Origin of the sequence: Pinibacter aurantiacus, assembly GCF_019130065.1 — a bacterium.
Classification (GTDB): domain Bacteria; phylum Bacteroidota; class Bacteroidia; order Chitinophagales; family Chitinophagaceae; genus Pinibacter; species Pinibacter aurantiacus.
In genome coordinates, this window is the sequence record NZ_JAHSPG010000001.1 from 617,074 (window position 1) to 631,012 (window position 13,939).

The 13,939-nt window shown below is 42.1% G+C and carries 16 protein-coding genes; 9 read left to right on the top strand and 7 right to left on the bottom strand.

The genetic code is table 11. The features are described 5' to 3' along the window. Window positions 1-92 precede the first annotated feature (92 nt). The gene (locus KTO63_RS02230) at window positions 93-629 is read left to right on the top strand and encodes a hypothetical protein (RefSeq protein WP_217789492.1); all 537 of its coding nucleotides are present in this window, start codon (window positions 93-95) and stop codon (window positions 627-629) included. A gap of 255 nt (window positions 630-884) precedes the next feature. Here KTO63_RS02230 and KTO63_RS02235 read toward each other — a convergent pair whose 3' ends face one another. After that, window positions 885-1,907, bottom strand: coding sequence for an LLM class flavin-dependent oxidoreductase (locus tag KTO63_RS02235; protein ID WP_217789493.1), 1,023 nt, complete (start codon window positions 1,905-1,907; stop codon window positions 885-887). Window positions 1,908-2,037: 130 nt separating this feature from the next. On the opposite strand from KTO63_RS02235, the gene KTO63_RS02240 reads away from it, so the two are divergent. From KTO63_RS02240 to KTO63_RS02255, 4 genes are all read left to right on the top strand, one after another. Continuing rightward, a complete protein-coding gene (locus KTO63_RS02240) occupies window positions 2,038-2,469 on the top strand; it encodes a DUF1801 domain-containing protein (RefSeq protein WP_217789494.1) in 432 nt (143 codons plus the stop codon). Window positions 2,470-2,597: 128 nt separating this feature from the next. Beyond that, the gene (locus KTO63_RS02245; protein WP_217789495.1) at window positions 2,598-2,777 is read left to right on the top strand and encodes a hypothetical protein; all 180 of its coding nucleotides are present in this window, start codon (window positions 2,598-2,600) and stop codon (window positions 2,775-2,777) included. Further along, window positions 2,777-3,145: a hypothetical protein gene (locus KTO63_RS02250; RefSeq protein ID WP_217789496.1), complete on the top strand. Its 369-nt coding sequence runs from the start codon at window positions 2,777-2,779 to the stop codon at window positions 3,143-3,145. The genes KTO63_RS02245 and KTO63_RS02250 overlap by 1 nt, the downstream gene beginning before the upstream one ends. A 277-nt stretch (window positions 3,146-3,422) precedes the next feature. After that, window positions 3,423-4,349 (top strand): alpha/beta fold hydrolase, encoded by a 927-nt coding sequence (locus KTO63_RS02255; RefSeq protein ID WP_217789497.1) that lies wholly within the window; start codon window positions 3,423-3,425, stop codon window positions 4,347-4,349. 51 nt (window positions 4,350-4,400) lie between these two features. On the opposite strand, the gene KTO63_RS02260 is transcribed toward KTO63_RS02255, so the two are convergent. From KTO63_RS02260 to KTO63_RS02275, 4 genes are all read right to left on the bottom strand, one after another. Further along, on the bottom strand, window positions 4,401-4,802 hold the full coding sequence (locus KTO63_RS02260) for a (R)-mandelonitrile lyase (protein WP_217789498.1): 402 nt from the start codon (window positions 4,800-4,802) through the stop codon (window positions 4,401-4,403). A gap of 23 nt (window positions 4,803-4,825) precedes the next feature. After that, window positions 4,826-5,890 (bottom strand): NAD(P)-dependent alcohol dehydrogenase, encoded by a 1,065-nt coding sequence (locus KTO63_RS02265; protein WP_217789499.1) that lies wholly within the window; start codon window positions 5,888-5,890, stop codon window positions 4,826-4,828. A 126-nt stretch (window positions 5,891-6,016) separates the two neighbouring features. Beyond that, complete coding sequence (locus KTO63_RS02270; protein ID WP_217789500.1) at window positions 6,017-6,895, bottom strand: helix-turn-helix domain-containing protein; 879 nt, start codon at window positions 6,893-6,895, stop codon at window positions 6,017-6,019. 209 nt (window positions 6,896-7,104) lie between these two features. Then, entirely contained in the window at window positions 7,105-8,082 is a 978-nt protein-coding gene (locus tag KTO63_RS02275; protein WP_217789501.1) for a GlxA family transcriptional regulator, read from the bottom strand. 140 nt (window positions 8,083-8,222) lie between these two features. Between KTO63_RS02275 and KTO63_RS02280 the strand changes: the two genes are divergently transcribed. Further along, window positions 8,223-9,161, top strand: coding sequence for an alpha/beta hydrolase (locus KTO63_RS02280; RefSeq protein ID WP_217789502.1), 939 nt, complete (start codon window positions 8,223-8,225; stop codon window positions 9,159-9,161). A gap of 158 nt (window positions 9,162-9,319) precedes the next feature. Here KTO63_RS02280 and KTO63_RS02285 read toward each other — a convergent pair whose 3' ends face one another. Continuing rightward, the gene (locus KTO63_RS02285; protein ID WP_217789503.1) at window positions 9,320-9,856 is read right to left on the bottom strand and encodes a DUF4468 domain-containing protein; all 537 of its coding nucleotides are present in this window, start codon (window positions 9,854-9,856) and stop codon (window positions 9,320-9,322) included. Window positions 9,857-10,044: 188 nt separating this feature from the next. Here KTO63_RS02285 and KTO63_RS02290 point away from each other — a divergent pair, with 188 nt between their 5' ends. Then, window positions 10,045-10,341: a hypothetical protein gene (locus tag KTO63_RS02290; RefSeq protein WP_232372990.1), complete on the top strand. Its 297-nt coding sequence runs from the start codon at window positions 10,045-10,047 to the stop codon at window positions 10,339-10,341. Window positions 10,342-10,559: 218 nt separating this feature from the next. Continuing rightward, window positions 10,560-12,779 (top strand): S41 family peptidase, encoded by a 2,220-nt coding sequence (locus tag KTO63_RS02295; protein WP_217789505.1) that lies wholly within the window; start codon window positions 10,560-10,562, stop codon window positions 12,777-12,779. Window positions 12,780-12,887: 108 nt separating this feature from the next. Here KTO63_RS02295 and KTO63_RS02300 read toward each other — a convergent pair whose 3' ends face one another. Beyond that, window positions 12,888-13,223 carry a LytR/AlgR family response regulator transcription factor gene (locus tag KTO63_RS02300; RefSeq protein WP_217789506.1) on the bottom strand — a complete coding sequence of 112 codons (336 nt, stop codon included), beginning with the start codon at window positions 13,221-13,223 and terminating at the stop codon, window positions 12,888-12,890. A gap of 181 nt (window positions 13,224-13,404) precedes the next feature. On the opposite strand from KTO63_RS02300, the gene KTO63_RS02305 reads away from it, so the two are divergent. After that, window positions 13,405-13,866 carry an Lrp/AsnC family transcriptional regulator gene (locus KTO63_RS02305; RefSeq protein ID WP_217789507.1) on the top strand — a complete coding sequence of 154 codons (462 nt, stop codon included), beginning with the start codon at window positions 13,405-13,407 and terminating at the stop codon, window positions 13,864-13,866. The last annotated feature ends 73 nt before the right edge of the window (window positions 13,867-13,939 follow it).

Consider the following 13,939-nt stretch of genomic DNA (forward strand, 5'->3'; position numbering starts at 1 on the left):
GAAATAAACGGAAAATCAGCAAACCCGCTGATTGTGGACGGCTGCGCGTCAAGAAAACTCAGTCCGGTTTATTCACTCACAAAAAATACATCATGAAAAAATTGACTTTCTTTTTTTTGACAGCGCTTGCATGTTCGTGTAACAATATGCAAACACCACCAAAGGAGCCGGTAAAAGATACAGCAGCGACAGCCGCTACAGCAACTCCCGTAAATTACGCTTATACAATTGAGCATCCTGATTATTGGGAAATAGGAAACCCGGCCAATACAGCGACTTCATTGAGTGCCTTAAAGGCATGGGAAGATGGAAAATTGGATGAATCTCTCAGCTATTTTGGCGACTCTGTAAGGGTGCAGTTCGACGGCCTGGATAAAAAAATGTCGCACGACAGTTTAACAGCATTGCTGACTCGCGCAAGGAACAATTACAAAACAATTAAAGTGAAAATGTACGATTGGGAATCTGTTATTTCAAAAGACAAAAGTGAAGAATGGGTAACGCTTTGGTATTTTCAAACCTGGGAAACACCGAAAGGAGTAAAAGATTCCGCAGATGTCATTAATGACTTACAACTGAAAAATGGAAAGATTGTACGACTGTCTGAATATACGAGGAAGATACACTAGTGCCTGCTCGATAATTTAGAAACACAAGCCTTGATAGTGTTAGCTATCAAGGCTTTTTCGTTTACCTGCCTATAGTGTCTCTAAAGGATCGTAGAGTTAATGTCGTTTCTCAAGACGATTCAACAACATTGTTTCTGTTTAATGAGGCTTCGACAAGCTCAGCCTGACAGCGAAAGCGGAGTGTCAGGCTGAGCTTGTCGAAGCCTTCTTGCTAAGGAACCGACGTTGGATCGTAAATGAGCTCCTATTAAAAAATCATCTCCAGCCTAATGCTGGTGCTACATGTTCTAAAATAGAAGACAGCACGTGTACATTGTATTCGACTCCCAGTGTATTGGGTATCGTGAGTAGCAGCGTATCGGCTTCCTGTATGGCTTCATCCTTAGCCAGCTCCTTTACAAGTTGATCAGGTTCTGCAGCATAGCTTTTCCCAAAAATGGCACGTTTGTCCTGTTCAATCATTCCGATGGTATCGGTGCTCTTGGCTTGCTGTCCAAAGAGATAACGATCCTGTTCGGTGACCAGAGCGAAAATAGAACGGCTTACGGAAACCCTTGGCTCACGCTGGTGTCCCGCTTTTTTCCACGCTTCTTTATACAACCTGATCTGCTCCGCCTGCTGTATGTGAAATGGCTTGCCACTTTCATCGAATTTCAGTGTAGAGCTTTGAAGATGCATTGCATTTTCGGCGGCCCAAACAGCGGTGGCATTAGAAGCGGCTCCCCACCAGATGCGTTCCCGCAATCCTTGTGAGTGTGGTTCCAAACGCAGCAAACCCGGGGGATTCGGAAACATCGGGTATGGATTAGGCTGGGCAAATCCAACGCCTTTTAGTTTCTCCAAAAACTCCATCGCTTTACGACGTCCCATGTCTGCATCGGTTTCTCCCGCTGCCGGTTCGTAGCCAAAATAGCGCCATCCATCAATTACCTGCTCAGGCGAACCTCTGCTGATGCCCAATTGCAAACGTCCTTCCGAAATTAAATCCGCTGCTCCGGCATCTTCCACCATATAGAGCGGATTTTCATAACGCATGTCAATTACGCCCGTTCCAATTTCTATTTTGCTTGTTTTGGCGCCAATTGCTGAAAGCAACGGAAATGGAGAGGCTAACTGAGCAGCAAAATGGTGCACGCGAAAATAAGCACCATCTAAACCGATCTCTTCGGCAGCCACCGCAAGATCTATTGACTGAAGCAATGTATCGCTTGCCGTACGGGCCTTATAGGCAGGATGATTGGCCCAATGCCCAAATGATAAAAATCCTATTTTCTTCATAAACCCTCCCTCATAGTTTGTTTCTAAAATGGACTTGTAATATACGCAAACGGCAACAGCTATACAGCAGTAACCATTAACTTTTATATCTTTAACCGGCATTTGCTTTTCACGACACACATCATTTTTTATGAACGTACAGGAACAAATCAAAAACTATATCGCCAGCCAGCCAGAGCCTAAACGTGACGAGATACAGGCGCTGCACAAACGAGTGCTTCAGGCATTGCCAAAATGTAAATTATGGTTTGACGAGGGTAAAAACAGCGAGGGCAAAATTGTCGCCAACCCTACTATCGGGTATGGATCTTTCACGATCAAATATGCGAACGGAACAACCAAAGATTTTTTTCAAATTGGCGTAAGCGGCAACACAACCGGCATCTCTGTCTATATTCTCGGTATCAAGGACAAAACATACATGGCACAAACCTATGGGAAAACGTTAGGCAAAGCGAGCGTGACGGGGTATTGCATTAAGTTCAAAAAACTAAGTGATATAAACCTTGACGTACTTGCAGAGGCCATAAAAGATGGAGCCGAAATTTCGCTCAGGGAATAGCACGAACCACGACTTACGAAGGCACTTAAGAATACGTTATTTTTCTATTAATTACGGTTTGTTCATGCAATCAGAAAAATCCTTGCGGTTCCACTAACAACGTATTTTCGCACCATAAATTTATTGTGATGGACACTAAAGAAAAGGAGGATTCGCTATGGGCAAGTTTAAAGGCATCGATATTACCGATTCAGGAGAACGATCACCCGGCGGTAAAGGCGGGGAAGCACATTGGGTTCTGGAGTACCATCATCTTACTCGGCGGCGCCACAGTAGCCATTGGCATCGCTATTCTTTTAGCACTGTAGTGAAGCAACTCTTCGATCCTTTTTTCTTTGGCTACATTGCTGTGTGGATTATAGTTCATTGCTTTCGTTATTTACATTTCCCTCTGCCGTATGTAAATGGCTGGCTTACCGATTTTATATTCCTACCTGCGGTGGCACATTTTGCCCGCACCTGCACGCGACACATTCTCCTCAAAGGCGGTCACTTTACCTATGCTTTACATTGGCTCATCCTGGCAGCCATCTACTGTGGATTACTGTGTGAGTGGATCATACCAAGGTATGCTCACAATACGGTGGGTGATGTGCTGGATGCATTTGCCTATATCGGTGGCGCATTGTTCTACTATTATATTCATCAAAAAAATACCGGCTTTGAAATAGCGTAAAGTGACGACCAATTGCCAAAAGACGATATTGATTAAATCACAAATCAACATTGTTTCACTAAAAAAATGCTGAAATATTTATGCCCTACGGGCAACAAAGCCCAATCCGACTACTTTCTATTGATATTGTTTCCCTACGGGAAAGAATTGCCCGTAGGGCATTTATATCAATAGAAAATGTAACAACAAGAACAATATTGTCCGTAGGACATCAATATGGTAAAATCAGTGCGCTTAAGCAAATGGTTAATTGGTCAATCAGTCATTAACAGTAATTTTGCGACACATTCAGCAAAGCAACATGCAGATAAAACGACAATCATTTTTTAAAGATGAAAAACAAGACTTTCTATTTCTTGATAAATGGGTAAAGAAATTGGAAAGTGCCAATGGCAGAGAATATGAGCGATTTGAAATAGATACCGCATTGGGTAAAACCTGCGTTTGGGGCTTGAACACTAAAGAAGATTTGGACACGCTCGTGATCTTCCCCGGTGCAAGAACGACTTCATTGTTTTGGGATTTTGATAAAGGACTTGACAACATCAATGTGAAACTGAGGATTTTCCTGGTAGAAACAAACGGACTTCCAAATTTCAGCAGCGGAGCCACGCCTGATATAAAATCACTGGACTATGGTCATTGGGCAAATGAAGTGTTAGATAAATTGAAAATCGAAAACGCTTTTGTGGCGGGTGCATCTTTTGGCGGATTGATTTGTATGAAATTAGGCATTACAAACCCCGAAAAAATCAAAGCGGCGTTTCTTCTGAACGCGGGATGTTTACAACCGTTTTCAATGAAATGGAACAATCTTTATTACAACCTGTTACCCATCATAAAACCAACTCCCAAAAATGTTCTGTTATTTTTAGATAAAGCAATCTTTTCAAAACCCAACCATCAATTGTCGCCGGAAGCAGAGCAGCTGATTATAGATTATGAAATCTTTGCCCTCACACGTTACAAAGACAATACACAAAAGCCTTACTACATGGATAAGCAGTTGGCGGAGGCTAAAGTTGACACCTATCTTCTTGAAGGCAATAACGATCTGTTGTTTCCCTATCAAAGGTCAATTGAGAATGCAAAAAAACACCTCAAAAACTTAAAGGACGTAAAGGTTTTTGACAACGTTGGACATGGCATAGAAACCTATGACAAGGCGATGAAATACATCGGTGAAACGATAAAAAGCTATTGAACGCTAAACGCCTAACGCCTAACGCAGTGTCCCAGCGTTTAGCGTTAGGCATTAATCATTTGCCTGGTACTGCGAATCTGTAACATGCTCCATCCACTCTACTACTTTTCCGTTTAAACTTTCCTGGATGGCAATATGTGTCATTCCATTTGTTGATGTTGCTCCATGCCAATGTTTTTCGTTTGGCTCAAACCAAACAATATCACCGGGAAATACATTTTCAACAGGACCTCCCTCCTTTTGCACCCAACCACAACCGGCAGTAATGATCAACGTTTGACCCAGCGGATGCGTGTGCCACGCTGTTCTTGCACCGGGCTCAAATGTAACGCTGGCAGCAGCTGCGCGACGTGCATCGTTGGGATCAAACAATGAATCGATCCTTACTGAACCTGTGAACCAATCTGCAGGACCCTTCACGGATGGCTTTGTGCCAATTCTTGTTATGTCCATTTCGTTTATTTTTTGCAGGTTGTTTACTGCTTATTTTTTAGCGAAGCCATGTCAATCACAAAACGATATTTTACATCTCCCTTGAGCAAGCGTTCGTAAGCTTCGTTAATGTTATCAATGTTGATCATTTCAATGTCTGAAACGATATTGTGCTCACCGCAAAAATCCAGCATTTCCTGTGTTTCAGCAATGCCACCGATCATAGACCCAGCAAAGCTTTTACGTCCTACGATAACGCTGAATGCCGCTACAGGCAATGGTTGTTCAGGCGCTCCTACCAACGCGAGAGAACCGTCTACGCGAAGCAAGGACATGTAAGCATTGATGTCGTGCTCAGCAGATACTGCGTCCAAAATGAAATGGAGCTTACCTCTGTACTTTTTCATTTGTTCAGGATCTTTTGAAAGCACCACCTCATCTGCGCCGAGACGTTGCGCTTCATCGAACTTGCTTTGGGATGTCGTAAAGGCTACCACGTGTGCACCCATTGCTTTTGCAATTTTGATACCCATGTGACCAAGTCCGCCGATGCCTACAATACCCACAGATTTACCGTGACCTACGTTCCAGTGTCTTAATGGAGAATAAGTCGTAATGCCGGCACACAGCAAAGGCGCAGTCGCTGCCAGATCAAGATTTGACGGGATGCGCAAAATATAGTTTTCATCTACCACAATGCGCTCTGAATAACCGCCGTAAGTTTGCTGGTTTGGTATATACTTATCAGGTGAGCCATAAGTGCCTGTCATGCCCGGTTCGCAGAACTGCTCCAGGCCTTCTTTGCAATACTGGCACTCTCGGCATGAATCTACAATACAACCCACACCCACTGTGTCTCCTACTTTGAATTTGTGCACGTGATCGCCCACACTTACAATTCTTCCAACGATCTCGTGGCCGGGCACACAAGGATAAATGGTGCCGTGCCATTCATTTCTTGCCGTGTGCAGATCGGAGTGGCAAACACCACAGTAAATGATGTCAATTTCCACGTCGTGCGCCAGCGGCTTGCGGCGGCTGATCGCCATTTGATTTAATGATGCGTCGGCAGCTTCTGTGCCGTATGCTTTTACTTGTACAGTACTCATATTATTGTCTTTATTTTTAACTGGATGGGGAACGATGTTCGCAGCAGATGAACATCTTTTTCGTTCACAAAGTTCGAAATCAAATCATTGTTATTATAAAGACAATCAAACCAATTATTAAGAATTTCAAACCTCTTGTTCTCTTAAGGTCTTTGGATTTGTACCGGTCAGGCGCTTGAAAAAATTGTTGAAATAGGTAGGGTATTCGAAGCCAAGCGAATAGGCAATGTCTGCAACGTTCCAGTCTGTGTGTTGTAAAAGAGCCCTTGCCTCGGTTATGATGCGTTCGGAAATATGAGCAGTAGTGGATTTACCAGTCACTTCTTTCACGGCACGGTTAAGGTAGTTAACATGAAGAGAAAGCGCCTTTGCATAATCCTGGGCAGATCGCAATGTAAGCGGCCGGTCCGTGTTCTCTATCGGAAATTGTCTTTCCAGCAAATCAAAAAAAACGGACGCTACTCTTGAAACTGCATTGGAGTGTTTATCAAAATTTTCTGAGGGTCGCAGCTTAAGCGCCTCATGAATAATAAGGTTGATGTAATTGCGTATCAGTTCATCTTTGTAAGCGTAGTCAGTCTTTTGCTCTTCAATCATTTTACGGAAAATGGTGTTGAGAAAGTCCCGCTGTTCTTCGCTGATGGTTAAAATGGGAGTACCACCCAGTTTAAAGAACGGGGATTGCTGCAAACTCTCTGAACGGTTGGCCAGTTGTAAAAAATCTTCTGAGAAAAGACAAGAATAACCAGTGTAAGTGGTTGAAATCGTTTCCCAGGAATATGGAATATGCGGGTTGCCGAAAAACAGAATGGTGCCGTCCATTTCGAAAGTACGGTCGGCGTAATGAATCAGGCTTTTACCGGTAGTAAGGCAAATTTTGTAAAAATCTTTCCTGCTGTACACGCGGGTTGTGTTGCAGTCCTGCCCGATCTGGAAGGCATTGAATCCTTTTAACTTTAGCTCATTGTTATAAGCTGATACCGAACGCTCCGTTTGCTTTGCCATCGACCAAAGTTAAGAAATTCAAATTTAAAACAAACGTGGTGGTATCAAACTGGGCGGCATGTATTTGGGCCATAGCCGCGAACCGGCGGCCCGTAGAGACGCATTGAATGCGTCTCTGTAACACGTCTATGATGCAACAAAAAGGCGGGAAAACGAATTATTTAGCAACCACATTCCGTGGTGCAAAGAGAGACGCATTCAATGCGTCTCTACAGTTTCATGTCCCGTGAATATTTTTTTCTATAGTCAGTCGGTGACAAACCGGTCATTCTTTTAAAAATCATCCTGAACGTTTTAATATCCTTATACCCGGAATTAACCATTACTTCATTCAACTGCGAGTTATTGTCTTCCAAGGCTTTTTTTGCAGCCTCTATTCTTACGCGTTGCAAATATTCTATGGGAGTATTGTTGGTGGCTGCTTTGAAGCGACGGGCAAAATTCCGCCTGCCTGTGTTGCTTAATGACGACACTTCATCGATGGATATATCATTTGAATAATGCTGCTCGATATAGGATTGAGATTTTAAAATCACCTCATCACTATGCCCGTGTTGTCCCGTAAAGATGGCGAAATGCGATTGCCTCACATGGTCAATATCTATTGAAAACCGCTTACTGATCCAAAGCGCCGTTTCCCTGCCGCAAAATTTTTCTATAAGGTACAATACCAGCTTTATCGAAGAAAAGCCACCGCCACTGGTATATACTCCGCCCTGGTCTGTGATAACATGATCTGCTTTCATTTTGATCAAGGGATAACGCAATTGCATCTCTTCTGCCGCCGCCCAATGCGAAGTGGCTATCTTACCATCCAGCAATCCTGCTTCTGCGAGGAAAAAGCTGCCTACGCAAAGACTTGCTATTTCTGCGCCCAATCCGTTCATTTCCCTGATCCATTCAACAACCGCTTTATTTTTTTTAAGAATAGCCTGGCTGTCACCATTAAAGCCGGGAACAATGATCAGATCCGTTTGCATCACTTCTTCTATTGTAGTAAAACATATAAACTGGGCCGGTGCATCCAGTTGTATGTTTTTCACTTTTTCACTTACCAGTTCCAGTTTAAAAGCCGGCCTTTTTCCAGCAAGCTGCAGGCACCAGTTGGCTCCGGCAAACAGATCTATAACGCCTGCAACAGACGATGAATATACATCCTCATGAATCAGCAATGATATTTTCTTCATGGTGTTATGCGAATAAGTAACAGTAAATTTAAGCCATTCTGATGTCAAATTATCCCCCTCAGAAAGTCACCAATGCTAGTTTTAGCCATCTGATCCGCTGTATAGTTTTGTTGAAATTTTCAAACAAAAAATCACCGTTTATGACATTTACAACAACGCAGGAAATACCTGTAAAACCAAGCAAACAAATAGAAGAAGTGAGCAAATGGTGGCTTAAAAGCGTGGCTGCATCCAGAGAGAGTCAATCCCTCGCAGAGGTTCGCGACATTAATGAAAACTGGCAAAGTCTTACGGCAGAACCAGGCAGCGTTGACTACATCGAAGTAGATGCGGGCGGCGTGCAAGCCATGTGGGCCATTCCAAAAGAATGCTTTGGGGACCGCGTTCTTTTGTGCGTGCATGGAGGAGGATTTTTCAGCGGATCCATGTACACACACAGAAAATTGTACGGTCATTTTGCCAAAGATGTTGGATGCCGGGCGTTGATCATCCATTATCGCCGCTCTCCTGAGCATGTGCATCCGGCACAGGTCAACGATGTGGTAACAGCCTACCGCTGGCTGCTCGGGCAGGGAATACAAGCCGGTCATATTGCTATAGTCGGGGATTCTGCAGGCGGCGGGCTCGCCGTAACAAGCACGTTGCTCATTCGCGACAAAGGTCTGCCAATGCCTGCAGCGGTCATGCCTTTTTCAGCATGGTTTGATATGGAGGTGACCGGAGAATCCGTGGAATCGAATAAAGGCGAGGATCTCTTATTGAACAGAGAATGGCTAATTGAAATGGCACAGATGCGTCTCGGTAAAGAAGGCAATCCAAAGGACCGTTACGCAAATCCATTTTATGATGACCTTAAAGGTTTGCCGCCCGTATACCTACAGGTTGGCGGTGATGAGCTTCTTTTAGATGACAGCATCACCCTCGCGAAGCGCGCGAAGGCAGCAGGAATTGATGTTCGCCTGGACATTTTTCCCGGCATGCAGCATACCTTTCAAATGGCCGTGGGACGAGCGCCTGAGGCAAATGATGCGATAGCACGATATGTTAATTGGATAAAACCGAAGTTGGGGCTGAAGTAAAGTAAACGTGAACAACGGCATTCAAATGTGCCGGTTACACATTAGCGATGGCAATACAGACTTTGTGGGTAACCAGCTCTGACAGGTTTAAAAACCTGTCAGAGCTGGTTGCAGCCCCCAAAAGTTGTAAGTGATATTTTTAATGGAAATGATTGCCTTTAAAAACTGTCTGACCTAACCTTCATGGTGTTTTTCAGCAATTCAATTTTACGCATAAACAATGCATCCATTGATTTCAGGATGCGCTTCCTTTCACCATTGCCGATGATGCCGCCACCTTTGCCTTTGTCTACATCGTACAGGGGATGATCTACACTCCTGCCATCGTCCGTATAGTTGATCATTATATTGTCAATCGTATAACGGTACCGGCCCTGCTTTGCTTCTATTTTAATATTGTACTTCAATTTCATTGGTATGGTGCCAATGCCGGTTTCTGTTTTATAGGTTCCCGGCTCTTCTACGGCCACATTCAATGTACCTCCTGCCGGGTCATCGGTAAGCGTTTTAACATCTGGCAAAGCCAGCTTAACCACAAACAATTTAGCATTCTTATACAAGTCGGCCACGGTAAACGAAGTGTCAACGGAAACAACCTCGCCATAGTACAGGTACCGGTCCTCAACTTTATAATTCAGCTGTGCCTTTGAAACAAAAGGCATTAGGAATACGAGTATGGGTAATAGATATTTCATAAAACACTGACAATTATAGAGGTTCAAAAAATAAACTGGTTAATATAAAAACAACAAGTCAGTTCCGAAATTGTTGTGACATGGCAATAAGCTTTTCCACGATACTGTGGTCAGCACATTCTAATTTTATACTTTGCAATTCAAAGCACTTTTTATACTTTTAACTTTGCAAGTAATTCAAAATGAAAATGAAAACATTTAGCGTTGTTACATCTGTTTCTATGATATTGACCCTTACGGCTGCAGTACTGAGCATTGTTGGAATCGCAATCACTGGTGTTTATCCGGGAATATTTGTATTGTCGTTGGTGAGCCTTATTCCAATTGCTTCTAAGTTTTTCTCAAAAAGAATCATTAGCAAGCCAAATAATTTCCAGAAGAAATACCTCACAACATTTACCATTATTAATCTGCTGTTAATCCTGGTTGTATTGTGGATGACATTTGTGATCGTTCATGACCGCGTGCTTCAGGACTGTTGTTAATTTGGTCGGGGCCGGCCAGAATATTTTCATATACTACTCAACTACTTATAACGGGAACCAGACAGCGAAATCTTAAGTAGCAAGATTTAGAAGGATTTTAACTATTCTCAAAGGCGTGCTCGTTTTTAATTTTCTTGATTAATTACTAAGTTCACCCTTTAACAACACGAACCTTCGTCTATGAGTTACATGGCGAAGCTTTGCAACATTAGTACGATATGAAAAAAATAACCTTAAGCCTTATCATTACTTCTTTCTTTCTCCAATGCGGACTTACACAATCGAAGCAAAATCTAAATCTTGATTTTGAACAAACTATTCAAAACTTCCCTTCAACATGGGAGACTTTCGGCAACAAAAGCTATAAAATATACTCAGACTCAGATCATGTGAAGAGTGGAAAATTTTCCGCCGTTATAGAAAACAATGGAGATGCATCAGACTTCGCAGCGCTGGCATTTAACCTGCCAGACAATTATGATGGAAAAACAATCCATTTAAAGGGCTTTATCAAAACTGAAAATGTTACTGGTGGCTACGCCGGGTTATGGATGAGGATTGACCCGCAGGTTGGCTTTGACAATATGAATAAAAGGGGCATCACCGGCACAACTGACTGGAAAGAATATGATATTACTTTACCACTTAATCCATATAAAACTGACAAAATCGTGATTGGTGGATTATTGGTTGGAAAAGGTAAAATGTGGCTGGATGATTTTAAAGTTATCGTCGACGGAAAGGACCTTAACTCTCAAAAAATTGCAGTCTTAGAAAAACCTACTTTTCCTGCAGACAAAGACACCGCGTTTGACAATGGTTCAAAAATTGTCTTTCCAGCTTTATCGGATGCGTTGGTAAACAACCTGGAATTATTAGGAAATGTATGGGGCTTCCTTAAGTATCATCATCCTGCGATCGCAGCGGGAAACTACAACTGGGATTATGAGTTGTTCAGAGTTTTACCCGACTATCTGAATGTAAAGAACAACCAGGAAAGAGATAATATATTGACCACGTGGATTGACAAATATGGAAGTGTACCTGCCTGCAAAAAATGTGATCCGGCATCAAAGGATGCTGTATTGAAACCCGACCTTTCATGGATCGACAATTCAAATTTATCAAATGATTTAAAATCTAAACTCAAAGAGATTTATGCCAACAGGCACCAGGGAAACAACTACTATATAGCACTTACACCCGATGTTGGCAATCCTACTTTTGAACATGAGAACAGGTACAACAAGATGAGTTACCCTGACGATGGTTTCAGACTTTTGTGCTTGTATAAGTATTGGAGCATGGTTGAATATTTTTATCCAAACAAACATCTGACCAACAAGAAATGGGATACTGTCTTGAAAGAATACATTCCTACATTTATCAACTCAAAAGATGAACTGGCATATGAGCTGGCAGCGTTGCAACTGATTGGTGAATTAAATGACACGCACGCGAACTTATGGGGAGGCGGTGATCAAATATCAGCGCTAAGAGGAAATAATTTTGCACCTTTCAAAGGAGACTTTGTCGAAAATAAATTCGTGGTTACAGATTATTACAATCCTGAATTTTCGGAGGTCGCTAGGTTAAAGATTGGCGATGTAATCACTCACATCAACGGAAAGCCAATAAGATCGATCGTTGACAGCCTACGACCATATTATCCTGCATCTAATGACGCCGCCATGTTAAGAGATATGTCAGTGGATCTATTGCGTTCTTCGCAAAAAACAATCAGCCTATCATACATTTCGGGTAATCAAAGAAAAGAAACAGAACTCTCTTTGTATGAAAAGGGAAAACTAAACATGTATCGCTTGTACAAGGTAAATGCGAATGAAAGATGTTTCAAATTATTAGATGGCAATATCGGTTACGTAACATTGGCAAATATCAAACAAGAGGACATTCCAGACATAAAAGAAAGATTAAGAGATACAAAAGGAATCATCATCGATATCCGCAATTATCCGTCAACATTTGTACCATTTGCATTGGGTTCCTGGTTTGTTTCCAGATCTACCTCATTTGTTAAATTCACAAATGGCAACATAAATAATCCCGAAGAATTCACTTTTACAAAACCACTGGAAATTCCGGGCAATAAAAATCCTTACAAAGGCAAGTTGGTTGTTTTGGTAAATGAAATCTCACAAAGCCAGGCAGAATATACAGCAATGGCATTTCGTGCAGGTAAAAATTCCACCATCATCGGAAGTACGACCGCAGGCGCTGATGGAAATGTTTCATCAATAGTTTTACCTGGCGGTTTAAGCACCATCATTTCGGGAATCGGAGTATATTATCCAAATGGCAAAGAAACCCAACGCATCGGCATTGTTCCTGACATAACCGTAAAGCCAACTATTGAAGGAATTAAAAAAGGCAAAGATGAAGTGTTGGATAAAGCAATCGAAGTGATAAACAAGTAGGCAGGCCTGCCTACCGCCGGACACAAAAAAGGGACTCGTTATAAAAATAACAGTCCCGTACACCATGAGAAAAAACAAACGATCAAAAAATATTAAACAGAATGGCCGTTAATTGCCAATTGAATATTTGGAAATAAATGAATTCACGTCTTTTCTGAAAGTCTCTCCGATGGGAAAGAAAAGGTCCTTGTCCAAATAGACCATGTGACCACCCATTTTTTGAATTCTATCGAGCGACACGATATAGGATTTGTGAATACGCATAAATTTATCCTTCGGTAAAAAGCCTTCAAGATCGCGCATGGACGTCAGCGTCATGACCTCTGCATTTGAAGAATATATTTTACTGTAGTTGCGAAGGCTTTCGATATAGACGATGGAATCAACCATAATTTTTTGAGCCGTTCCACCACTTCTTACGAAGAAAAAATCGTTTGATGCCATTTTTAAAAAATTTGTTGGTTGAGGAAATACTTTGTCGTAAATGCTTAACAAACTTCAACAATTCCGGATATATATACAACGATTTCTCATTTTTCCGAAAATTTTATGGAAATTCACCGATCCATTAGAACTATTTTCAGAATAACATGATTATTTAGTCATTTACCAAATATTATTTACCATGTACCAACCCGACGATACCGACTACGAAATACTCCGGCTGCTACAACGAAACGGAGAGCTGACAAATAAGGAAATTGCTTTTACTATCGGCAAGTCGATCGCAACCATTCACGAACGTGTGAAAAGGCTAAAGGAGGAAAAATACATTAAAAGGACGGTCGCCATCCTCGACCGCAAGAAGATCAACAAAAACCTGATTGCCTTCAGTCATGTGCTGCTGAGTGACCACGCATTTGAAACGCTGAATACTTTTGAAACAGAGGTGTCAAAGTTTCCGGAGGTAATGGAATGTTTTCAAATGACGGGAACCTTTGATTTCATTCTTAGGATAGCCACGAGCGACATGGACAGCTATCACGAGTTCTATCGCCACAAACTCGCCAAGCTTCCAAACATCGCAACAGTGCAGAGTTTCTTTGTACTGTCGGAAACAAAAAGTGATACGGCTTATCCTTTGTGATTAGGTAAGTACTTTTTTGACTCGCGATGCAAGAACAAATGAGAACACAAACTTTCAACCCTTTGTACAAATA

Excerpts from the sequence above, each read along its gene's own strand:
- KTO63_RS02230 (WP_217789492.1), top strand. The coding sequence starts at position 93 with ATGAAAAAATTGACTTTCTTTTTTTTGACAGCGCTTGCATGTTCGTGT.
- KTO63_RS02235 (WP_217789493.1), bottom strand. The coding sequence starts at position 1,907 with ATGAAGAAAATAGGATTTTTATCATTTGGGCATTGGGCCAATCATCCT.
- KTO63_RS02240 (WP_217789494.1), top strand. The coding sequence starts at position 2,038 with ATGAACGTACAGGAACAAATCAAAAACTATATCGCCAGCCAGCCAGAG.
- KTO63_RS02245 (WP_217789495.1), top strand. The coding sequence starts at position 2,598 with ATGGACACTAAAGAAAAGGAGGATTCGCTATGGGCAAGTTTAAAGGCA.
- KTO63_RS02260 (WP_217789498.1), bottom strand. The coding sequence starts at position 4,802 with ATGGACATAACAAGAATTGGCACAAAGCCATCCGTGAAGGGTCCTGCA.
- KTO63_RS02265 (WP_217789499.1), bottom strand. The coding sequence starts at position 5,890 with ATGAGTACTGTACAAGTAAAAGCATACGGCACAGAAGCTGCCGACGCA.
- KTO63_RS02270 (WP_217789500.1), bottom strand. The coding sequence starts at position 6,895 with ATGGCAAAGCAAACGGAGCGTTCGGTATCAGCTTATAACAATGAGCTA.
- KTO63_RS02275 (WP_217789501.1), bottom strand. The coding sequence starts at position 8,082 with ATGAAGAAAATATCATTGCTGATTCATGAGGATGTATATTCATCGTCT.
- KTO63_RS02280 (WP_217789502.1), top strand. The coding sequence starts at position 8,223 with ATGACATTTACAACAACGCAGGAAATACCTGTAAAACCAAGCAAACAA.
- KTO63_RS02285 (WP_217789503.1), bottom strand. The coding sequence starts at position 9,856 with ATGAAATATCTATTACCCATACTCGTATTCCTAATGCCTTTTGTTTCA.
- KTO63_RS02290 (WP_232372990.1), top strand. The coding sequence starts at position 10,045 with ATGAAAACATTTAGCGTTGTTACATCTGTTTCTATGATATTGACCCTT.
- KTO63_RS02295 (WP_217789505.1), top strand. The coding sequence starts at position 10,560 with ATGAAAAAAATAACCTTAAGCCTTATCATTACTTCTTTCTTTCTCCAA.
- KTO63_RS02300 (WP_217789506.1), bottom strand. The coding sequence starts at position 13,223 with ATGGCATCAAACGATTTTTTCTTCGTAAGAAGTGGTGGAACGGCTCAA.
- KTO63_RS02305 (WP_217789507.1), top strand. The coding sequence starts at position 13,405 with ATGTACCAACCCGACGATACCGACTACGAAATACTCCGGCTGCTACAA.